General features: G+C 62.8%; 21 protein-coding genes. 6 read left to right on the top strand and 15 right to left on the bottom strand.

Features of this window, described 5'->3' with window-relative positions:
- Positions 1-23: 23 nt before the first annotated feature.
- Positions 24-1,028 (bottom strand): ribonuclease T2 family protein, encoded by a 1,005-nt coding sequence (locus tag NKJ89_RS17500; RefSeq protein WP_352604239.1) that lies wholly within the window; start codon positions 1,026-1,028, stop codon positions 24-26.
- Positions 1,029-1,218: 190 nt separating this feature from the next.
- Here NKJ89_RS17500 and NKJ89_RS17505 point away from each other — a divergent pair, with 190 nt between their 5' ends.
- From NKJ89_RS17505 to NKJ89_RS17515, 3 genes are all read left to right on the top strand, one after another.
- Positions 1,219-2,151: an alpha/beta fold hydrolase gene (locus NKJ89_RS17505; protein WP_352604241.1), complete on the top strand. Its 933-nt coding sequence runs from the start codon at positions 1,219-1,221 to the stop codon at positions 2,149-2,151.
- A gap of 99 nt (positions 2,152-2,250) precedes the next feature.
- A complete protein-coding gene (locus tag NKJ89_RS17510; RefSeq protein WP_352604243.1) occupies positions 2,251-3,426 on the top strand; it encodes a CaiB/BaiF CoA transferase family protein in 1,176 nt (391 codons plus the stop codon).
- Positions 3,423-5,072, top strand: a complete 1,650-nt coding sequence (locus NKJ89_RS17515) for a thiamine pyrophosphate-binding protein (RefSeq protein WP_352604245.1) — start codon at positions 3,423-3,425, stop codon at positions 5,070-5,072. Before NKJ89_RS17510 ends, NKJ89_RS17515 begins: the two co-directional genes overlap by 4 nt.
- Positions 5,073-5,121: 49 nt before the next feature.
- On the opposite strand, the gene NKJ89_RS17520 is transcribed toward NKJ89_RS17515, so the two are convergent.
- Together NKJ89_RS17520 and NKJ89_RS17525 are read right to left on the bottom strand one after the other, a co-directional pair.
- Positions 5,122-5,562 carry a CHRD domain-containing protein gene (locus NKJ89_RS17520; RefSeq protein WP_352604247.1) on the bottom strand — a complete coding sequence of 147 codons (441 nt, stop codon included), beginning with the start codon at positions 5,560-5,562 and terminating at the stop codon, positions 5,122-5,124.
- A gap of 159 nt (positions 5,563-5,721) precedes the next feature.
- Positions 5,722-7,005 carry a cystathionine gamma-synthase family protein gene (locus tag NKJ89_RS17525; protein ID WP_352604249.1) on the bottom strand — a complete coding sequence of 428 codons (1,284 nt, stop codon included), beginning with the start codon at positions 7,003-7,005 and terminating at the stop codon, positions 5,722-5,724.
- Positions 7,006-7,127: 122 nt separating this feature from the next.
- On the opposite strand from NKJ89_RS17525, the gene NKJ89_RS17530 reads away from it, so the two are divergent.
- Positions 7,128-7,628 (top strand): Lrp/AsnC family transcriptional regulator, encoded by a 501-nt coding sequence (locus tag NKJ89_RS17530; RefSeq protein WP_352604251.1) that lies wholly within the window; start codon positions 7,128-7,130, stop codon positions 7,626-7,628.
- Positions 7,629-7,718: 90 nt separating this feature from the next.
- Here NKJ89_RS17530 and NKJ89_RS17535 read toward each other — a convergent pair whose 3' ends face one another.
- Genes NKJ89_RS17535 through NKJ89_RS17555 form a run of 5 tightly spaced genes read right to left on the bottom strand, consistent with a single transcriptional unit; the run spans position 7,719 to position 12,079 of the window.
- Entirely contained in the window at positions 7,719-8,690 is a 972-nt protein-coding gene (locus NKJ89_RS17535; RefSeq protein ID WP_031259518.1) for an ABC transporter substrate-binding protein, read from the bottom strand.
- A gap of 41 nt (positions 8,691-8,731) precedes the next feature.
- Complete coding sequence (locus NKJ89_RS17540; RefSeq protein ID WP_352604253.1) at positions 8,732-9,886, bottom strand: ABC transporter permease; 1,155 nt, start codon at positions 9,884-9,886, stop codon at positions 8,732-8,734.
- Entirely contained in the window at positions 9,883-10,761 is an 879-nt protein-coding gene (locus NKJ89_RS17545) for an ABC transporter permease (protein WP_352604255.1), read from the bottom strand. Before NKJ89_RS17545 ends, NKJ89_RS17540 begins: the two co-directional genes overlap by 4 nt.
- The gene (locus NKJ89_RS17550; protein ID WP_502904139.1) at positions 10,762-11,298 is read right to left on the bottom strand and encodes an endonuclease domain-containing protein; all 537 of its coding nucleotides are present in this window, start codon (positions 11,296-11,298) and stop codon (positions 10,762-10,764) included.
- Positions 11,288-12,079, bottom strand: coding sequence for an ABC transporter ATP-binding protein (locus tag NKJ89_RS17555; protein ID WP_352604257.1), 792 nt, complete (start codon positions 12,077-12,079; stop codon positions 11,288-11,290). The genes NKJ89_RS17550 and NKJ89_RS17555 overlap by 11 nt, the downstream gene beginning before the upstream one ends.
- Before the next feature lie 131 nt (positions 12,080-12,210).
- Between NKJ89_RS17555 and NKJ89_RS17560 the strand changes: the two genes are divergently transcribed.
- On the top strand, positions 12,211-12,615 hold the full coding sequence (locus NKJ89_RS17560) for a cupin domain-containing protein (RefSeq protein WP_023756957.1): 405 nt from the start codon (positions 12,211-12,213) through the stop codon (positions 12,613-12,615).
- 29 nt (positions 12,616-12,644) lie between these two features.
- On the opposite strand, the gene NKJ89_RS17565 is transcribed toward NKJ89_RS17560, so the two are convergent.
- The 6 genes from NKJ89_RS17565 to aptA all read right to left on the bottom strand — a co-directional run bounded on the left by NKJ89_RS17565 (position 12,645) and on the right by aptA (position 18,068).
- Positions 12,645-13,022, bottom strand: a complete 378-nt coding sequence (locus tag NKJ89_RS17565) for a hypothetical protein (RefSeq protein ID WP_352604259.1) — start codon at positions 13,020-13,022, stop codon at positions 12,645-12,647.
- Between the two features lie 16 nt (positions 13,023-13,038).
- Complete coding sequence (locus tag NKJ89_RS17570; RefSeq protein ID WP_352604261.1) at positions 13,039-13,407, bottom strand: hypothetical protein; 369 nt, start codon at positions 13,405-13,407, stop codon at positions 13,039-13,041.
- A 2-nt stretch (positions 13,408-13,409) separates the two neighbouring features.
- Positions 13,410-14,861 carry a dihydropyrimidinase gene (gene hydA, locus NKJ89_RS17575; RefSeq protein WP_352604263.1) on the bottom strand — a complete coding sequence of 484 codons (1,452 nt, stop codon included), beginning with the start codon at positions 14,859-14,861 and terminating at the stop codon, positions 13,410-13,412.
- Between the two features lie 64 nt (positions 14,862-14,925).
- Positions 14,926-16,176 (bottom strand): Zn-dependent hydrolase, encoded by a 1,251-nt coding sequence (locus NKJ89_RS17580; protein WP_352604265.1) that lies wholly within the window; start codon positions 16,174-16,176, stop codon positions 14,926-14,928.
- A 4-nt stretch (positions 16,177-16,180) separates the two neighbouring features.
- Entirely contained in the window at positions 16,181-16,600 is a 420-nt protein-coding gene (locus tag NKJ89_RS17585) for an endonuclease domain-containing protein (RefSeq protein WP_352604267.1), read from the bottom strand.
- 139 nt (positions 16,601-16,739) lie between these two features.
- Positions 16,740-18,068, bottom strand: a complete 1,329-nt coding sequence (gene aptA, locus NKJ89_RS17590; RefSeq protein WP_023756951.1) for an omega-aminotransferase AptA — start codon at positions 18,066-18,068, stop codon at positions 16,740-16,742.
- A gap of 226 nt (positions 18,069-18,294) precedes the next feature.
- Here aptA and NKJ89_RS17595 point away from each other — a divergent pair, with 226 nt between their 5' ends.
- A complete protein-coding gene (locus tag NKJ89_RS17595) occupies positions 18,295-18,930 on the top strand; it encodes a TetR family transcriptional regulator C-terminal domain-containing protein (protein WP_023756950.1) in 636 nt (211 codons plus the stop codon).
- Between the two features lie 4 nt (positions 18,931-18,934).
- On the opposite strand, the gene NKJ89_RS17600 is transcribed toward NKJ89_RS17595, so the two are convergent.
- On the bottom strand, positions 18,935-19,822 hold the full coding sequence (locus NKJ89_RS17600; protein ID WP_352604269.1) for a helix-turn-helix transcriptional regulator: 888 nt from the start codon (positions 19,820-19,822) through the stop codon (positions 18,935-18,937).
- Positions 19,823-19,874 lie beyond the last annotated feature (52 nt).

Consider the following 19,874-nt stretch of genomic DNA (forward strand, 5'->3'; position numbering starts at 1 on the left):
CCGCCCGGAGCCGCGCCCCGTACTTACTGGAACCCGATCGCGTCGACGGTGCCGGTCGGGCAGCCGGCCTTGTTGGTCGGCACCGACGCCAGCAGCAGACCCTTCAGCGAGCTGTCGGGGCCGATCGGGCCAGCGAGGCCGAGTGTCAACTCCCCGATCAGCCGCCGGCCGCTCGACGGATCGATGACGCAGGACACGCGTACACGGTCCCCGGCCCCGGCACCGAAGGCGGCGTCAAAGGCGCCGCGAATCTGGTCCGCCGTCAGCTTGCCGCCGATGTTCTTGGCAAAGAGACCGCGCACCGGCGAGCTGTTCACCTCACGCATCAGCTTGAGCGCGTCGGAGAAGTATTCCTGCTGGCTTTTGCCGTAGCAGGTGCCGTGCTTGATCCACTCATGCCGATCGAGCTGCGAAGCCGTGCCTGGCATCACCTTGTCGAGTTCCGCGCGTGTGCCCGCGTCCAGATTGACGGGCGGCAGATCCTTCCAGTGGGCCGGAATGTCGTTGGCCTTGTCGCCAGCTGCGGCCTGGCAATAGAAATTGCCGTTCGGCTGCGGCCACAATCCGTGCAAGGTGAAGTTGGTGGCATCGAATTCGTTCGGGTTTTGCGCCTTGCATTCGGCCTTGCTCGACTTGGTCTCGCAAAAAGCCGGCTGCCAGCTCAGTGCGAAGACGTATTCGGGTTTTCCGGCTATTGCCGGGTTGCTTTTACCGGCTGGTGCTGCCGGCACGGTCGCCGCGCTGCCGGAGACATGGCCGCAGCTAACCTTCACCCACCGTCGCTCCGGATCGGCGCCCGGCACCTGGATAAGGTAATGCGTCGGCGCCTCCTTGTTGCCGGCAAGCAACTGGTAGCTCTGCCCGGCATCGGTCGAGACATTGCCGGGGTTCTTGCCGTTCTTGATGGCTTGCGTCGCCGGACAGGCGGCGTCGGCAACGAAGCTGCCGCTCATCTTGACATCGGCATGCGCCACACCGGCCAGCGACGCCGCCAGCATGGCCAATCCGAAAACAACACCAATGCGCATGGAGAATCCCCGGCTGAAGAAAGTGGGCGACAGACTGAAGCTGTCTCCATGTCAGAATTGCGATATTTCAGCGGCCAAATGCAAGAAACATCGTCGCGGAAAAGCAGGCACAGCGGATTGACGCAAAACCGGCACCGGCGCAAACAAAGCCAGCGCCACGGTGGCGGCCAGAGCCTGGGGACCGAGCGGCATGTCATTCAGCCAGCAGCGCGTGGTTGCCTCGCCGACCGGTGCCGTTCTCAATCTTTTCGTCAGGCATGCCGAGGGCCGGCCGCGTGCCGTCGTCCAGATCAACCACGGGCTGGCCGAGCACGCCGCGCGCTATGTCCGCTTTGCCGATTTCCTCGCCCAGCGCGGCTTCCACGTCTATGTCCACGATCATCGCGGCCATGGTGCGACCAAGGCCCCCGACGCGCCGCTCGGCAGGTTCGCCGGCAAGGACGGCCCGGCCAAGGTGATCGCCGACATCGATGCCATTCACGATGTCATCGCCAGCGAATGCCCGAACCGGTCGGTCATCCTGTTTGGTCATTCGATGGGTGCGTCTATGGCGCTGAACTACCTGCTGCGCCATTCGCCGCGCGTTCATGCCGCGGCGATCTGGAACGGCAATTTTTCTCAAGGCCTACTCGGCCAGCTGGCGCTCGGTATTCTTGCCTGGGAACGGATGCGGCTCGGCTCGGACGTGCCGTCGCGCGCGCTGCCGAAACTCACCTTCCAGGCCTGGGGTAAGGCGGTGCCTGACCACCGCACGCTGTTCGACTGGCTGTCACGCGACGAGGCCGAGGTGGCAAAATACATCGCTGATCCGCTGTGCGGCTGGGATGCCTCGGTGTCGATGTGGCGCGACGTCGTCGGCATGGCATTGAACGGCGGCAAGGATGCCGGCTTTGCCGGCATCCGCCGCGGCCTCCCCGTCAACATCGTTGGCGGCGAAAGAGATCCCGCCTCGGATTACGGCAAGGGGATCACGCACCTTGCCGGTCGCATGCGTGCGATGGGCTTTTCGAATCTCGTTTCAAAGGTTTACGCCGACACCCGCCACGAAAGCCTGAACGAGGTGAATCGCGACATCATCATGGACGATTTCGCCGCCTGGGCCGACAGTATCCTGAAAGCGTGATGGATTGGCCTATCGCAAGAGCCGTGACAGCCATTGCAGGGCTTGATAGAGGCTCTGCATTCGCAGCAATCAAGGTGATTGCAGCAACCACGGTGATTTATGGCCGAACCCCCGCTGAAAGGCGTCCGCGTCGTCGAACTCGCCCGCATCCTTGCCGGGCCATGGGCCGGGCAATTGCTTGCCGATCTCGGCGCCGACGTGATCAAGGTCGAGAGCCCCGATGGTGGCGACGATACCCGCAAATGGGGTCCGCCCTTCGTCATGGGCAAGGATGGCGAGAACCTGTCGGCTGCCTATTACCATTCCTGTAATCGTGGCAAGCGCTCCATCGCCATCGACTTCTCGACGCCGGCGGGCGCCGAGACCGTCCGCCGGCTGGTCGCGACGTCGGATGTGCTGATCGAGAACTTCAAGCTCGGCGGCCTGAAGAAGTACGGCCTCGACTATGACAGTCTGCGCAAGATGAACCCCCGCCTCGTCTATTGTTCGATCACCGGCTTCGGCCAGGATGGCCCATACGCGCCACGCGCCGGCTACGACTTCATCATCCAGGCGATGGCCGGCATGATGTCGATCACCGGCGAGGTTGGCCGCGAGCCGCAAAAGGCCGGCGTCGCCATCTCGGACATCTTCACCGGCCTGTATTCGGTCATCGCCATCCAGGCTGCACTACGCCATGCCGAACAGACCGGCGAAGGCCAGCAGATCGACATGGCACTCTTCGACACCCAGATCTCGGCGCTCGGCAACCAGAACCTCAACTATCTCGTTTCCGGCAAGTCGCCGGTGCAGATGGGCAATGCGCATATGAACATCGCTCCTTACGAAGTGGTGCCGGTCAGGGATGGCCACATCATCCTGGCCGTCGGCAATGACGGCCAGTTCGCGAAATTCTGCGCTGCCGTCGGCTTGGACGATTTGCCAGTCGATCCAGACTTTGCGACAAATCCGGCCCGGGTCGCCAACCGGGTCAAGCTGCGCGAACGCATCATCGAGGCGCTGAAGGTTTTTGATCGCGATCCGCTGCTGGCAAAGCTGGAAGCGGCGAGCGTGCCGGCCAGCCCGATCAACACGATCGGCCAGATGTTCGCCGATCCGCAGACCATCGCCCGCGGCATGCGGCTCGATCTCGACGACGGCCACGGCAACCTTCTGCCTTCGGTGCGCGCGCCGATGGTCATGTCTGGCACGCCGCTCGTCTATGAACGTCCCTCGCCGCGCCTGGGCGAGCACACGCAAGAAATCCTTGCCGAACTGGAGAAGTCTGGACAATGAAGACCGGCGGACAACTGATCGTCGACGCGCTCGAAGCCAACGGCACCGACCGCATCTATTGCGTGCCGGGTGAATCCTATCTGGCGGTGCTCGATGCGCTGCACGATTCGGCGATCCGCACCATCGTCTGCCGCCAGGAAGGCGGTGCTGCGATGATGGCCGATTGTCACGGCCGCCTGACCGGCAAGCCCGGCATCTGCTTTGTCACCCGCGGCCCCGGCGCCACCAACGCCTCAGCCGGCATCCACATCGCCATGCAGGATTCCATACCCGTCATCCTGTTCATCGGCCAGGTCGCCAGCCATGCCAAGGAGCGCGAGGCCTTCCAGGAGGTGGATTACGTCAGGTTCTTCGGTGACATCGCCAAATGGGTGGTCGAGATCGACGAGGCGTCGCGCATCCCGGAATTCGTCACCCGCGCCTTCGCGGTGGCGACATCGGGCCGCCCTGGCCCGGTCGTCATCTCGCTGCCGGAAGACATGCTGACCAGCGTCGTCGAAGCGCCTATCGCGCTGGCCCACACACCGTTCGAAACGCGAGCCGGCGAAGCCGAACTCGACGCGCTGGAGAAATTGCTGGCCAACGCCAAGCGGCCATTCGTCATCCTCGGCGGTACGCGCTGGGATGCCGAGGCGGTTGCACAAATGCGCACGATCGCCGAGGCGTGGTCGCTGCCGGTCGGTTGTTCGTTCCGCCGCCAGATGCTGTTCGACCATCTGCATCCGAACTATGCCGGCGATGTCGGCATCGGCATCAATCCGAAGCTGGCGACAGCGATCAAGCAGGCCGACCTCGTGCTGCTGATCGGCGGCCGCATGGGCGAAATGCCGTCGTCCGACTACACTCTCTTGAAAAGCCCTTATCCGGACCAGGCGTTGGTCCATGTCCATGCCGACGCTGGCGAACTCGGCCGCGTCTACCGGCCGGCACTGGCGATCAACGCCTCGCCATCCGCCTTTGTCGAAGCCTTCGCCAAGCGTAAGCCGGCCTCGGAGCCGACCTGGGCATCCGAGACGCCAAAGCTGCATGCCGCCTATCTCGACTGGTCGACGCCGCCGGAGAGCGGCCCCGGCTCGGTCCAGATGGGGCCGATCATGAACTACCTGGAAAAGATGCTGCCCGATGACGCCATTCTCACCAATGGCGCCGGCAATTACGCCACCTGGGTGCATCGCTTCCATCGCTCCCGCCGCTTCGCCACGCAAGCAGCACCGACCTCAGGCTCGATGGGTTATGGCACGCCCGCTGCGGTCGCCGCCAAAGAGCTGTTTCCAGATCGAACCGTGGTCGCCTTCGCAGGCGACGGTTGCTTCCTGATGAACGGCCAGGAGTTCGCCACCGCTGTGCAGTATGACCTGCCGATCGTCGTCGTCGTCGTCAACAACGGCATCTATGGCACCATCCGCATGCATCAGGAGCGCGAATACCCCGGCCGCGTCATCGCCACTGATTTGAAGAACCCTGACTTCGCGGCCCTCGCCCGCGCCTATGGCGGCCATGGCGAAACGGTGGAGAAGACCGCGGAGTTCGCCCCGGCCTTCGAGCGTGCGCTCGCCAGCGGCAAGCCGGCGATCGTCGAAATCAGGCTCGATCCGGAGGCGATCACGCCGACCCGGACGATGAGCCAGATCCGCGACAAGGCGTGATTCACACAAAAGGGGCGGTCGCCCGCCCCTCTTTCGGAACAGCCTGTACCTACTTCGCCTTTTCGATCTGGCCGCGGATCTCACCGTCCTGGTTGGCTGATGTATGGATGTTGACGTAATATTTGCCTGCCTCCAGGTCAGCCGTCTGGGCATCCGTCAGCGTTTCAGATCCCCTGATCGGGCTCTTGAGCTTTTTGAATGGGATGACCGGGTCGGCGTTTGCACCCATCGCCGCCGGGCCGTGAATGTGCGCGCCCGTTGCTGGTCCGCTGAGGCCGGAATATTTGACGTTCCAGCTGAGCTTCTTCTTGGCCGTGTCGAACGTGAAAGTGGCCGTGCCCTTGCCCTTCGTGGTGACGGGCGGGTTTTGCTGGCCGCCGTCGAGCGTCGCCTTGAACTTTTCCGTGGCGGCCAGAGCCGGCGATGCGAACAGGAACGCGGTCGAAATGGCCAGCGCCGAAAGCGCCGGGAAGAAGGATAGGTTGCGCATGAAGCACCTCCGATTGGGATGTCGCATCCGTCGCGCCTCCCGGCGCGCGCATGCGGTAATGCAACGGCTGAGCAGCGAAATGTATCCCACCACACGCTTTTGTGATGGCTGATGAAGGAATCCGATCCTTGCCCTTCCCGGATTCCAGGGAATGACCCGTCAGACCGCCGCCAGCGCCTGCGTCAGGTCGGCGATCAGATCGTCCGGGTGCTCGACACCGATCGACAGCCTGACCGTGGTCTCAAGCACGCCGATGCGCTGGCGCACCTCGTAGGGAATTCCCGAATGGGTCATGGCCGCGGGGTGACTGGCCAAGGATTCCGTTCCGCCGAGGCTTACCGCCAGCTTGAAGATCTGCAATCCGTTGAGGAAGGCGAAGGCCGCCGTCTCCCCGCCCCTGATGTCGAAGGAGAAGGTCGAGCCGGCGCCACTGCATTGCGCCCTGTAGACGCGGCCCGCTGGCGTATCCTCGCCCAGGAACGGCAAATAATGTACCTTCTCGACCTTCGCATGATCGCGCAGGAATTCGGCGACCAGGCGCGCATTGTCGTTGGCCCGCTCCATTCGGATCGACAGCGTCTCCAGCGACCTGCCGAGCATCCAGCAGGAATGCGGGTCGAGCTGCGTGCCGATCGCGCCGCGAAGCGCCTTGATGGGCTTGGTGACCGCCTTGCTGCCCATGGCGGCGCCCGCGATGAGGTCGGAATGGCCGCCGACATATTTGGTCAGCGAATAGACGGAGACATCGGCGCCATGTTCGATCGGCCGCTGGAAAACCGGGCCGAGCAATGTGTTGTCGCAGACGACGATCGGCGTCGACCCTTGAGCCGCGCCAATCTCGTCGGCGATCGTCCGCATCAGGACGATGTCAACCAAGCTGTTGGTCGGATTTGACGGCGTCTCGACCAGGATGACCGATACGCGGCCTTTCGCGACGGCCGCGTCGGTAGCCGCGCGCACTGCCGTCTCGTCGACGCCGTCGGCGAAGCCGACAGCGCCGATGCCGAGACCTGAGAGCGTGCGCGTCAGAAGCGTCTCGGTGCCGCCATAGAGTGGCTGCGAATGCAGGATGACATCGCCCGGACGGGCATAGGCGAGCAGTGTGGTGGCGATCGCCGACATGCCTGACGAAAACAGGATGCAGGCATCCGTCCCCTCATAGATCGCCAGCCGGTCCTCGACGATCTCGCTGTTGGGATGGTTGAAGCGCGAATAGACCAGGCCGGACGCGGTACCGCTCGGCGGCTCCTTGCGGCCCGACGTGTAGTCGAAGAAGTCGCGTCCCTCTTCCGCCGACTTGAAGACGAAAGTCGAGGTCAGGAATACCGGTGGTTTGACCGCGCCCTCCGAAAGCTGCGGATCGAAGCCATAGCTCAGCATCAGCGTCTCCGGATGGAGCTTGTGGTTGCCGATATGGGTTTTCGATGGGCGTGGCGCGGTCATGATCTTTCCTGCCTTTTTCGAGGAGTGTCGCAGCAATTTATGCGATCCCGATCCGCCAGTCCTTGCTATTCTGCGGCTCGCATGGCTGCATTCCCGCAACAGATTGCCTGGAGAGACCGAAAGTGCAGCAGAAGATAGCTGATGATTTCGACCGCAAGATCCTGCGCGAGCTGCAGGCCGATGCCCGCATCACCAACAACGAGCTTGCCGAACGGATCGGCTTGTCGCCGTCGCCTTGCCTCCGGCGGGTGCGGCGGCTGGAGGAAACCGGCGTCATCAGGAGCTACACCACGTTGGTCGACCCCTCAGCCTTCGGCTGGAGCATGGTCGCCATCGCCACCATTCGGCTCAGCCGCCAGAACGAGGACGAGATCGTCATGTTCGAGGATGCGATCCGCGGCTGGGAAGAGGTCCTGGAATGCCACCTCGTCACCGGCTCGCGCGACTATGTGCTGAAGGTGGTGACCGGAAGCCTCGAGCAGTACGAGCGCTTCATCAAGGAAAAGATCGCGCGATTGAAATGCGTCGCCTCGATCGAGACCAGCTTCGTCATGAACACCATAAAAGAACCGCCTCTAGCACCAATGCATGTCGCGCAAAAGTGTGCAGCGGTTTTGGGATAACGACATGCATCAAAACAAAGAGATAGAGCGGTTCTACCGAACCGCTCTATCCAGAGGCGCCGTTCGAGATCGAGATGTTGCCAGCTAGGCTTACTTGACCGCCTTGTCGGTGATGGCGGTGGTGTAGGCGCCGGTCGGCTCCTTGGTGATGATCTTCTGGTCGAGCAGCGCCTTGGCGGTGCGCTCGTAGGTTGCCGGATCGAGCTTGCCGTCGGCATTGTCGATCAGCTTGGCGACTTCGCTCATCATCCGCTTCTGGTGGTTTTCGTCCTGGCCGCCGCCGTCCATGACGATGCTCGCGGCTTCGTCATTGTGGTCGATGGCGTATTTCCAGCCCTTCATCGAAGCGCGCACGAAACGCACCATCTTGTCCTCGAAGGCCGGATCCTTGAGCTTGTCTTCCGACGCATAAAGCCCGTCCTCGAGCAGGTCGTTGCCCATGGCCGAATAGTTGAACACGGTCAGCTGTTCGGGCTTGTAGCCGGCGTCGATCAGCTGCCAGTACTCGTTGTAGGTCATGACCGAGATGCAATCCGCCTGCTTCTGGATCAGCGGCTGCACGTCGAAGCTCTGCTTCAGGACAGTGACGCCGTCCGGACCGCCATCGGTCTTGAGGCCAAGCTTGTTCATCCAGGCGTAGAACGGATATTCGTTGCCGAAGAACCAGACGCCGAGCGTGTGGCCCTTGAAGTCGGCTTCGGTCTTGATCGGGCCGTCCTTGGGGCAGACCAGCTCCATGCCGGCCTTCTTGAACGGCTGGGCTATGTTGACCAGCGGCACACCCTTTTCGCGAGCAGCCAGCGCGCCGCCCATCCAGTCGACGATGACGTCGGCGCCGCCACCGGCGATCACCTGCTCGGGGGCAATATCGGGACCGCCCGGCTTGATGTCGACGTCGAGGCCCTCAGCCTCGTAGAAACCCTTGGCCTTGGCAACGTAGTAGCCGGCAAACTGGGCCTGCGTGACCCATTTCAGCTGCAAGGTCACCTTGTCGGCGGCCATTGCCTGGAAAGCGGCTAGCGACATCGCGCCGGCCAGAACTGGAATAACAAGTCTTTTCATGTTTTTACCCTCTGAAGTTAGCACCCTTAAACCCACCGCCCCTATCCACCACGGACAGAGGGATGCCAAAACGTGACGGCTCTTTCGACAAGAGCGACCACGCCATAAAAGACCGAACCCGCAAGTGCTGCAACTGCGATTTCGGCCCAGACCATGTCGATGTTCATCCGCCCGACCTCGGTCGAGATGCGGAAGCCCATGCCGACGACAGGCGTACCGAAGAACTCGGCGACGATGGCGCCGATCAGCGCCAGCGTCGAGTTGATCTTCAGCGCGTTGAAGATGAAGGGCGCTGCTGCCGGCAGCCTGAGTTTCAACAACGTCTGCCAGTAGCCCGAAGCATAGGTGCGCATCAGGTCGCGCTCCATATGGCCCGAGGCGGCGAGACCGGCGACCGTGTTCACCAGCATCGGGAAGAAGGTCATGATGATAACCACCGCCGCCTTGGACTGCCAGTCGAAGCCGAACCACATGACCATGATCGGTGCGACGCCAATGATCGGCAGCGCCGAGACCATGTTGCCGATCGGCAGCAGCCCGCGCCGTAGGAACGGCACACGGTCGGCGAGCACCGCGGCGATGAAGCCGGCGCCACTGCCCACGACATAGCCGAAGACAACCGCCTTGAAGATGGTTTGACGGACGTCGGCGCCGAGCACAGGCAGCGAACCGGCGATGCGCACGCCGATGGCGCTAGGCGGCGGCAACAGGATGAAGGGGATGCCCGCGCCTCGCGTCACCGCTTCCCAGATGATCAGGATCCAGGCGCCGAAGATGGCTGGGATGATCAGGCGCAACCCCGTCCGAGCCCAACTGGCGAAAGGACGTAATGACGACAGCACCGCCACGCAGCGCCAGCCAAGCAGCCATGCGGCCGCGAGCAGCAGGAAATACGGCGCCAGTGCGGTGCCCTCAAAACCGGTAATGCCCGATATCAGCAGCCAGGCGATCAGGTGAGCGCCGACAAAGAGCACCATCGCTTCAGCAAGGGGCGGAATCCTGATCATCGAGACCAGCGCTGCCAGCATGGCCAAGCCGAACATCAGGCTTTTGGTTCCGAGATAGGGATAGTTGATGCTGACCGTTGGGTCCGTAAGCGCCGCCGCTTCCGGCTTCGACATCGCGCCGAGCGCCACCGCGATCAGGCACAGCACGATGGCCAGCCCAGCTTGCCAGGAAGGTTTCAGCCAGTTCATGCCGGCCTCCCGCCCATGGCACGGTCGACGATGCGCCCGGCAATGCCAACCACCATGACCAGGAGTGCGGCCACCACCGAACCGGCGACCAGTGCCGACCAGATGTCGATGGACTGGCTATAATAGGCGCCGGCCAACAGCTTGGCGCCGATGCCGGCGACAGCGCCGGTCGGCAGTTCGCCGACGATGGCGCCAACGAGGCTGGCCGCCACCGCCACCTTCATCGAGGTAAACAGGAACGGCACGGAGGCTGGCACGCGCAATTTCCAGAAGGTCTGCGCACGGCTGGCATTGTAGGTGTGCATAAGGTCAAGATGCATGATCTCAGGCGAGCGCAGCCCTTTCACCATGCCCACCGTCACCGGGAAGAACGACAGATAGGTCGAGATCATCGCCTTCGGCACCAGCCCGGTGATGCCGATTGCCGCCAGCACGACGATGATCATCGGCGCCACCGCCAGGATGGGAATGGTCTGCGAAGCGATGATCCACGGCATCAGGCTGCGGTCGAGCGTCGCCACATGCACGATGCCGACAGCGATGATGATGCCCAGCGCCGTGCCGAAAGCAAAGCCGAGCAGCGTGGACGACAGCGTCACCCAGGCATTGTAGACGAGGCTGCGACTGGAGGTGACGGGCCGCAGGAACGTGTTTTCGAAAAAATTCACCGCCACCTGATGCGGCGCCGGCAGCGTCGGCTTCGGCTGCGCCAACGTGTTGGCGATGAACTCGCTCAAGGCAGGTGATTCACCGGCGCGGCGGTCGAGATCGCGCTGGAACGGTGTGTTGAGGATGACGGCGAAAACATACCAGAGGACGACGACGCCAGCGAGGATCGAGGTCACGGGAATGAGCTTGTCGCGGAAGGTGTCCATCTAGCGAACCTCGCCAGGTACGCGCCCTCCTCTCCCCGACGGGGAGAGGGTGGCCGGAGCGAAGCGGAGGTCGGGTGAGGGGGTAGAAATCTTTCCGTCCAGGCAAGCCAAGATCGTATCCAGGACCGCTCGACGTTCGGCCAAAACCTCATGGTTCCAGAACCGGAGAACCGAATAACCATGGCCATTCAGCCAAGCTGTTCTGGCCGGATCGGTTGGTGAATCCGCGTGTTGGCTGCCGTCGAGTTCGACAATCAGGCCCATCTCACGGCAAACAAAATCAGCGATGAATGGCCCAAGCGGCACCTGCCTCACAAATTTGTAGCCGTTGAGGTGACGGCCCCTCAGTTCTCCCCAAAGCCTGTACTCGGCTTCGGTCTCGTCAAACCGCAGCTTTCGGGCGCGCTCGGTTGCCCCGACCTTTCTTTTGGTCGGATCTGTCGGCGCCGCCCCCTCACCCGACCTCCGCTTCGCTCCGGCCACCCTCTCCCCGTTGGGGAGAGGAGGAACCTCATCGTTCGCGCCCTCAATCATCATAACTATGCCCTGCCCGCAACCCGTCGCGCACCCGCGCGGCGATCGCCAGAAACTCCGGCGTCTCGCGAATGTCGAGCGGCCGCTGTTTCGGCAGCGTCGACTCGATGACATCGCTGACGCGGCCGGGACGCGGCGACATGACGACGATGCGCGTCGATAGATAGACGGCTTCGGGAATGGAGTGGGTGACGAAGCAGATCGTCTTGTTGGTCCGCCCCCACAATTCCAGCAATTGCTCATTGAGGTGGTCGCGCACGATCTCGTCCAGAGCTCCGAACGGCTCGTCCATAAGCAGCAGGTCGGCATCGAAGGCCAGCGCGCGGGCGATCGAGGCGCGCTGCTGCATGCCGCCCGAGAGCTGCCAGGGATATTTCTTCTCGAATCCCGAGAGGTTGACGAGATCGAGCGTGCGCTTGATCCGTTCCGCCTGCTCCGCCTTGGACAGGCCCATGATCTCCAGTGGCAGCCCGACATTGCGCTCGATGGTGCGCCAGGCAAACAGCGCCGCCGCCTGGAAGACATAGCCATAGGCGCGTTTCTCGCGTGCCTGTTCTGCTGTCATGCCGTTGACCGAAATCGTCCCCGAGGTCGGCTTCTCCAGATCGGCGATGACGCGCAGCAGCGTGGTCTTGCCGCAGCCCGAGGGCCCGATGAAGGAGACGAACTCTCCCTTGCCGATGGTGAGATCGACATTGGACAGCGCCTGCACCGGCCCGTCACTGGTCTGGAAGGTCAGCCCAAGTTTGCTTGCCGCGACGACGGCTGGCGAAGTCCCTGTCATCGGCTGCCGCCCGCCTGGTCCCGTCCCCGCAGCGCCGGCTGGAATCCGATTGCTTTTATTGCGATGTTGTTTTCCACTCGCCCTGTCCCATTGGTCTTGTCCCACACTCAATCGACGCCCGGAGTTTCCCGATGTCGCCCAAACCCACTTGTCATCTTATCCGCCCTGAAAGCACTTATGAAGGCAAGCAGGGATTGACCTATTTCGCCGGCATCGCCGCCGAAACCGTCGGCGCCTCCGGCATCTGCATGCACGTCCTCACCATGCCACCCGGCGCCCGCGCCAAGGCGCACATGCATGAGAGCCATGAAACGGCGATCTATGTCCTCTCCGGCGAAGTCCATACCTGGTATGGCGACCGGCTTGAGCATCATATCGTCGTCAAGGCTGGCGACCTTTTCTACATTCCCGCCGGCGTGCCGCATTTGCCGGCCAATCTGAGCGGCGCCCCGTCTTCGGCCGTCATTGCCCGCACCGATCCCAACGAACAGGAAAGCGTCGTCCTGTTGCCGGAACTGGATGCGCTGGTCGCCTGAATCCGACGGCATCGATAGGAACTTGCGCGTCATCGGCACCGGGAAACTTCCCCGTACACAGTGCCATCCTCATCCGCGATCACCAGCTTCTTGGCGTTCTTGGGACTGCGCTTGATGGTGAACTGTATCGGCGACTGACCATCCCCGCCGTCTGCCTCGCACATTGACTTTACCACCAGCGAACCGTCAGCCTGCGTCTTCTTGTCGGTAAAGGTGCAGGCGTTGGTCGCGGTAATGAATTCCGTAGCGTTCAGCAGCAGCATGTCTTCCGCATAGACTTTCTGGCCGTTCTTGTTGATGCAACCGGACTTGTTGCCATAGGGCTTGGACAGATCGATGCCCGCCGCCGAAACTTGCCCCGCAGCCAGCACGAGAACCATCGCGACAGATAGACCAAAACCACGCATGCTCACCCCCAAAACGTCACGAACATGATTGCAGCGGCCCCATTTCCTCAAGGCCGGGGATGGTGACAAAGAAACCATCCTCTCCCTTGTTGGTGACCACGACGGTTTCGACGGTCCTTCCTGCCTCGCCTTCGGCAGAACAGGTCGAAATCAGTGATTGTTCACCCAGCACCGGCTTCAATTGATGCGCGAACCGGCAGCCGCTGCCATAGGTCTCGATGCCTTCGGCGGTCAGGACGATATAAGCGTCACTGTCCTGATAGCCGACCTTGAGGCCGGCACACCCGACATCATTGCCCCAGGAGCCGGCCAGCACGCCGCCTGCTGCCGGGCCGGAGACAATTGCCGCCAGGACCAACGAAAAAAGCGCGGCCGAACGCGCCAAGCTCAAACTCCGGTCGCCGGGATACCGGTGCGTTCCACCTTGCGCGGCGCGGAAATCTCTTTCCACGTCGACAGCGCCCGGTTGACCGCCGCATTCGGCTCGCGAGCGACGAACTCGCCATGGCCGGGCTTGGCCTTGACCTCGGCCTCCTGGATCGACAATTCGCCGCGGGAGAAGACGAAGCGCGGCAGGCCAGTCACCTCGAACCCTTCGAAGACGTTGTAGTCGATCACCGACTGCTGCTTTTTCGACGTGATCTTCTTCTTGGCGCCGGGATCCCAGACGACGATGTCGGCATCGGCGCCTTCGACGATGGCACCCTTTTTCGGATACATGTTGAGAATCTTGGCGATGTTGGTCGAGGTCACCGCGACGAACTCGTTCATCGTCAGCCGGCCGGTGTTGACGCCGGTGGTCCATAGAACCGGCATCCGGTCTTCCAACCCGCCGGTGCCGTTCGGGATCTTGGTGAAATCACCGACGCCGTTGCGCTTCTGCTTGGTGGTGAAGGCACAGTGGTCGGTCGCCACCACCTGCAGCGAGCCCGCCTGCAGGCCGGCCCAGAGCGAGTCTTGGTGGAGCTTATTGCGGAAGGGCGGACTCATCACGCGGCGCGCCGCATGGTCCCAGTCCTTGTCGAAATATTCACTCTCGTCGAGTGTCAGATGCTGGATCAGCGGCTCGCCGAACACCCGCATGCCCTTCTGCCGCGCCCGGCGGATCGCTTCGTGGCTCTGCTCGCAGGAGACATGCACGACATAGAGCGGCACGCCCGCCATATCGGCGATCATGATGGCGCGGTTGGTCGCCTCGCCCTCGACTTCCGGCGGCCGCGAATAGGCGTGCCCCTCGGGACCATTATTGCCGGCGGCAAGCAGCTTCTGCGACAGGGCGGCAACCACGTCGCCGTTCTCGGCATGCACCAACGGCAGCGCGCCAAGGTCGGCGCAGCGCTGGAACGACGCATACATCTCGTCGTCGTCGACCATCAGCGCGCCCTTGTAGGCCATGAAGTGCTTGAACGAGGTGATGCCCTTGTCGACGACGGTGGCCATCTCGTCGAACACCTGCTTGCCCCACCAGGTGATCGCCATGTGGAAGGAGTAGTCGCAGGATGCCTTCGAGGTCTTGTTGTCCCACATCTGCAACGCTTCGAGCAGCGACTGCTTCGGCGCCGGCAGGCAGAAATCGACCACCATCGTCGTGCCACCGGCAAGGGCTGCCCGCGTGCCGGATTCGAAATCGTCGGCCGAATAGGTGCCCATGAACGGCATTTCGAGATGGGTGTGCGGGTCGATGCCGCCCGGCATGACGTAGCAGCCGGTGGCGTCGAACTCGTGGTCGCCATGCAGTCCCGCGCCGATGGCGACGATCTTGCCGTGGCTGAACAGCACATCGGCCTTCCACGTGCGGTCGGCGGTGACGATCGTGCCGTTCTTGATGACTTTGGTCATTTTCGTGTTCCCTTGTTCTCTTCGCGCTTCTTTGCGAGCGGCGTTTGGAAAGTAGTTTCTAAGCTCACTCCACGATGACAGCCGTCTCCACCACTGCATGGAACAAAACGTCGGCGCCGGCGCTGGCCCATTCCTTGGTGATCTCCTCGGCCTCATTGTGGCTGAGACCATCGACGCAAGGGCACATCACCATTGCCGTCGGCGCAACGCGGTTGATCCAGCAGGCGTCATGGCCGGCGCCGGAGACGATGTTGCGGTGGGAATAGCCTAGGCGTTCGGCGGCATCGCGGATCGCCTTGACGCAACCGGCGTCAAAGGTGACCGGATCGAAAGCGCCGACCTGTTCGATCTCGTAGCGGATGTCGAGCGCCTCGCAGATCGTGTCGATGCCTTCGCGGATGCGGCCGTCCATGGCGTCCAGCACTTCCTTCTCGGGCGAGCGGATATCGATGGTGAAGACGGTGCGGCCGGCGATGATGTTGCGCGAGTTGGGATAGACCTCCATGTGGCCGACCGCGCCGACGGCGTCGGGCTGGTAGTCCATGGCGATCTCGTGCACCAACTCGATCACCCGTGCCATGCCAAGCCCGGCGTTGCGGCGCTTTGGCATCGGCGTCGAGCCGGTATGCGCTTCCTTGCCGGTCAGCGTCACCTGCAGCCATTTCAGGCCCTGGCCGTGGGTGACGACACCGATGTCAATGCCCTCGTCCTCAAGGATCGGTCCTTGCTCGATATGCAGTTCGAAGAAAGCGTGGATCTTGCGGTCACCGACCTTCTCGGTGCCCTTCCAGCCGATGCGTTCGAGCTCCTCGCCGAATTTTTTCCCCTGCTGGTCGGTGTGCCCGTAGACATCGGCCTGGTCGAGCACGCCGGCGAACACGCCGGACGCCATCATCGCCGGCGCGAAGCGCGCGCCCTCCTCGTTCGTCCAGTTGGTGACGACGATCGGATGTTTGGTCTTGATGCCGAGATCATTGAGCGAGCGCACCACTTCAAGTCCGCCCAGCACGCCGAGCACGCCGTCATATTTGCCGCCGGTCGGCTGCGTATCGAGATGGCTGCCGACATAGACTGGCGGCAGGCTGGGATCGGTGCCTTCTCGGCGGGCAAACATCGTGCCCATCTCGTCGACGCCCATTTCGAGCCCGGCCGCATCGCACCAGCGCTTGAACAGATGCCGGCCCTCGCCGTCCTCGTCGGTCACGGTCTGGCGATTGTTGCCGCCGGCAATGCCGGGGCCGATCTTCGCCATCTCCATGATGGAATCCCACAAACGATCTGAATTGATTCGCAGATTCTCGCCGGGTGCGGCCATTTTTCTAAAACCTTATCGATTGCGGTTCGCCGGCGTCCCCCTCCCCCTCGAGGGGAGGGTGGCCGCGAAGCGGTCGGGTGGGGTCGGCTGACATATGCTCAACCTTCCCCTTGACCACCTGCGCGACATGCCACGCGCTATTTATGACATCGGGCTCGTCAACGCGAAAGACGTCGAACCCGAGCGAGCGGAGATAGGCATCGCGGATGGCATCGTGCCGTTTACCCCTCTCGTGTTCGTGCAGATCACCATCGACCTCTAAGACCAGCTTTACGGCGAGGCACGCGAAGTCGACGATATAAGGCCCGATCGGGCACTGGCGGCGGAACTTGATGCCCGCCGACTTCAGCTCCCGCAGTTCATACCACAGCAGGGATTCGCCCTTGGTCGCGTGAACTCGAAGCGCGCGCACCTTCTGGCGCATTTCGAAACTCACGCGGGTACGGGGCATCAGGAGCGACCTCGCAGCAAAAGATCAGGTCGGCGCACTGCCGCACCGACCCCACCCGACCGCTTCGCGGCCACCCTCCCCTCGAGGGGGAGGGATATCCGCGTCCAGTTCTTCAATCGATCGCCCTCAGCACTTCCCGGACATGGTCGATCAACTCGTTGATCTGGCCCTTGGTGATGATCAGCGGCGGCGACAGCGCGATGATGTCGCCGGTGGTGCGGATCAGCGCGCCGCGCTCGAACGCCTTGACGAAGGCGGAGAAGGCCCGTTTGGTCGGCTGGCCGGCGATCGGCGCCAGCTCGATCGCTCCGATCAGGCCGATGTTCCTGATGTCGATGACGTTCGGCTCGCCCTTCAGTGAATGCAGTGCGTCTTCCCAGTACGGCGCCAGCTCCTCGCCGCGGGTGAGCAGGCCCTCTTCCTTGTAGGTGTCGAGCGTGCCGAGTGCTGCTGCGCAGGCGATCGGGTTGCCCGAATAAGTGTAGCCGTGGAAGAACTCGATCATGTGCTCGGGGCCGGTCATGAAGGCGTCGTGGATTTCCTTCTTCACGAACACCGCTCCCATCGGGATGACGCCGTTGGAGACGCCCTTGGCGGTGGTCATGATGTCGGGCGTGACGCCGAAGTAATCGGCGGCGAACGGCGTGCCGAGACGGCCGAAACCGGTGATGACCTCATCGAAGATCAACAGGATGCCGTGCTTGGTGCAGATCTCGCGCAGCTTCTGCAGATAGCCCTTCGGCGGCAGGATGACGCCGGTGGAACCGGCGACCGGCTCCACGATGACGGCGGCGATGGTCGAGGCGTCATGCAGGGCGACAATGCGCTCCAGTTCGTTGGCGAGTTCCGCGCCATGTTCCGGCACGCCCTTGGTGAAGGCGTTCTTTTCCGGCAGATGCGTGTGCGGCATATGGTCGACGCCGCCGAGCAGCGTGCCGAACATCTTGCGGTTGGTGACGATGCCGCCGACCGAGATGCCGCCGAAATTGACGCCGTGATAGCCGCGCTCGCGGCCGATCAGGCGCGTGCGCGAGCCCTCGCCCCTGGCGCGGTGATAGGCGATCGCCATCTTGAGCGCGGTTTCGACCGATTCCGAACCGGAATTGGTGAAGAAGACATGATCCATGCCCTTGGGCGCGAGGTCGACCAAGCGGTTGGCCAGTTCGAAGACGATCGGGTGGCCCATCTGGAAGGCGGGCGCATAGTCGAGTTCGGCGGCCTGATGCTGGATCGCCTCGGTGATCTTCGGCCGGCAGTGGCCGGCGTTGACGCACCACAGGCCGGCGGTGCCGTCGAGCACCTTGCGGCCGTCGCTGGTCGTGTAATGCATGTCCTTGGCGGACACCATCATGCGCGGCGCCTGCTTGAACTGCCGGTTTGCCGTGAACGGCATCCAAAATGCGCTGAGATCGTTCGGCGTGACTTTCAGCCGGTTGGACATGACCAAGACTTCCCCTTGTAACCTGTTTCGGTGCGCCCAACGCTTGGTCTTTGCCGCGTTTTCATGCTACGCAAATTTTGACCGATTGGACAAACGTTAGCACCGCCCTGCCGGCGGTCAAGGGATTACTAGCGGAAATGCAGCACCTGAAGTGCGTTCCACAGGCTAGGGAAAAACTGGTCCAGAGAATTGGTCCAGATGACCCTCAACACGAGGGCTTGCAAGGGTGACCACCGGGACGGACGCCCCTCGCCGGACCCGCATCCAGCAGGAAAAGCGGGAACTCATCCTGGAGGCGGCGCTCGAGGTGTTCTCCACCAACGGTTTCCGTGGTTCGACCATCGACCAGATCGCCGAAGCCGCCGGCATGTCGAAGCCGAACCTGCTCTATTATTTTCGCCGCAAGGAAGACATCCACGAGACGCTGATGCAGCGCCTTCTCGACACCTGGCTGGCGCCGCTGCGCGAGTTGGACGACATTGGCGATCCGCTGACCGAACTGCGCAGCTATATCAGACGCAAGCTGGAGATGGCGCGCGACTTCCCGCGCGAGAGCCGGCTGTTCGCCAACGAGATCCTGCAAGGCGCGCCGCGCATCATGCCGCTGCTGGCCGGCGAGTTGAAAACGCTGGTCGACGAGAAGGCCGTCGTCATCAAGGGCTGGATGCGTGCCGGCAAGATCGCCCGCACCGACCCCTGGCACCTGATCTTCTCGATCTGGGCAACGACGCAGCACTATGCCGATTTCGACGTCCAGGTCCGCGCCGTGCTCGGGCCGAACCGCGGCGGCGACGGCCGCTTCGAGGACGCGGCGAGATTTCTCGAGCAGTTGTTCCTCGACGGGCTCAAGCCGAAGGGCTGAAGCCTCAGGCGCTGCGACGTTCGGCCGGAAGCGCGTCCAGCAATGTCTGCAGCTTGGCGACGGAGTTTTGCTCGGCAAGCGGCGTGTAGACGATCAGCTTCATGTCTGAGCCGTCGCCGATCGACAAGCTCATATGCTCGAAGGTCATGGCGCCCGCGCTCGGGTGCCGGACGTGCTTCACACCCGACAGTCGGTGCGCGACGTCGCGCTGCGGCCACCAGCTGCGAAACTCGGGGCTAGAGCGCGTCATCAACTCGATCAGCCGCTCGAAATCCGGGTCGCCGACATATCTGGCGCTTGCGGCCCGAAACGAGGCAAGCACGGTGCGCGCCAATTGCTCCCAGTCGACCAGCAGGCGCCGGTGGTGCGGGTTGGTGAACACCATGTGGACGATGTTGCGGGCGTCACCTTCCAGCAGGCCATAATCGCCGAACACCGCGACCGCCGCCGGGTTCCAGGCCAGCACGTCCCAGCGCCGCCCGACAACATAGGCCGGCTGCAGCACCAGGCTTTGCAGCATATGCAGCAACGGACCGTCGACCTTTTCCGGCGCTACGGCACGGCGCTCCGGCTGCTGGCGGTCGGCAAGGATGAACAAATGCTGTTTTTCGGCGGCGTCGAGGCGCAACGCTTCGGCGAGCGCGGTCAGCACCTCGACCGACGGCCTGACCTCACGCCCTTGCTCCAGCCATGTGTACCAGGTGGTGCCGACGCCGGCGATCATCGCCACTTCCTCTCGGCGCAAGCCCGGCGTGCGCCGCCTGAGACCGGCGGCAATGCCTGTGGCTGACGGGGTCAGCCTTTCGCGGCGCGAGCGCAGGAAGGCGCCAAGCTCGCGCCGGCGGCTGTCTTCAGCCGAGTGAGTAGGGGTCGGGCGGGGTTGGGACTCCATGCGCCTAATATAGCAGTATTGATACCAGGATAAAGTTTGAACTGTTTGGCTC

Origin of the sequence: Mesorhizobium sp. M0047 (genome assembly GCF_040323315.1) — a bacterium.
GTDB lineage: Bacteria > Pseudomonadota > Alphaproteobacteria > Rhizobiales > Rhizobiaceae > Mesorhizobium.

Coding starts and splice junctions, on each gene's coding strand:
- NKJ89_RS17500 (WP_352604239.1), bottom strand. CDS start 1,028: ATGCGCATTGGTGTTGTTTTCGGATTGGCCATGCTGGCGGCGTCGCTG.
- NKJ89_RS17505 (WP_352604241.1), top strand. CDS start 1,219: ATGTCATTCAGCCAGCAGCGCGTGGTTGCCTCGCCGACCGGTGCCGTT.
- NKJ89_RS17510 (WP_352604243.1), top strand. CDS start 2,251: ATGGCCGAACCCCCGCTGAAAGGCGTCCGCGTCGTCGAACTCGCCCGC.
- NKJ89_RS17515 (WP_352604245.1), top strand. CDS start 3,423: ATGAAGACCGGCGGACAACTGATCGTCGACGCGCTCGAAGCCAACGGC.
- NKJ89_RS17520 (WP_352604247.1), bottom strand. CDS start 5,562: ATGCGCAACCTATCCTTCTTCCCGGCGCTTTCGGCGCTGGCCATTTCG.
- NKJ89_RS17525 (WP_352604249.1), bottom strand. CDS start 7,005: ATGACCGCGCCACGCCCATCGAAAACCCATATCGGCAACCACAAGCTC.
- NKJ89_RS17535 (WP_031259518.1), bottom strand. CDS start 8,690: ATGAAAAGACTTGTTATTCCAGTTCTGGCCGGCGCGATGTCGCTAGCC.
- NKJ89_RS17540 (WP_352604253.1), bottom strand. CDS start 9,886: ATGAACTGGCTGAAACCTTCCTGGCAAGCTGGGCTGGCCATCGTGCTG.
- NKJ89_RS17545 (WP_352604255.1), bottom strand. CDS start 10,761: ATGGACACCTTCCGCGACAAGCTCATTCCCGTGACCTCGATCCTCGCT.
- NKJ89_RS17550 (WP_502904139.1), bottom strand. CDS start 11,298: ATGATGATTGAGGGCGCGAACGATGAGGTTCCTCCTCTCCCCAACGGG.
- NKJ89_RS17555 (WP_352604257.1), bottom strand. CDS start 12,079: ATGACAGGGACTTCGCCAGCCGTCGTCGCGGCAAGCAAACTTGGGCTG.
- NKJ89_RS17560 (WP_023756957.1), top strand. CDS start 12,211: ATGTCGCCCAAACCCACTTGTCATCTTATCCGCCCTGAAAGCACTTAT.
- NKJ89_RS17565 (WP_352604259.1), bottom strand. CDS start 13,022: ATGCGTGGTTTTGGTCTATCTGTCGCGATGGTTCTCGTGCTGGCTGCG.
- hydA (WP_352604263.1), bottom strand. CDS start 14,861: ATGACCAAAGTCATCAAGAACGGCACGATCGTCACCGCCGACCGCACG.
- NKJ89_RS17580 (WP_352604265.1), bottom strand. CDS start 16,176: ATGGCCGCACCCGGCGAGAATCTGCGAATCAATTCAGATCGTTTGTGG.
- NKJ89_RS17585 (WP_352604267.1), bottom strand. CDS start 16,600: ATGCGCCAGAAGGTGCGCGCGCTTCGAGTTCACGCGACCAAGGGCGAA.
- aptA (WP_023756951.1), bottom strand. CDS start 18,068: ATGTCCAACCGGCTGAAAGTCACGCCGAACGATCTCAGCGCATTTTGG.
- NKJ89_RS17600 (WP_352604269.1), bottom strand. CDS start 19,822: ATGGAGTCCCAACCCCGCCCGACCCCTACTCACTCGGCTGAAGACAGC.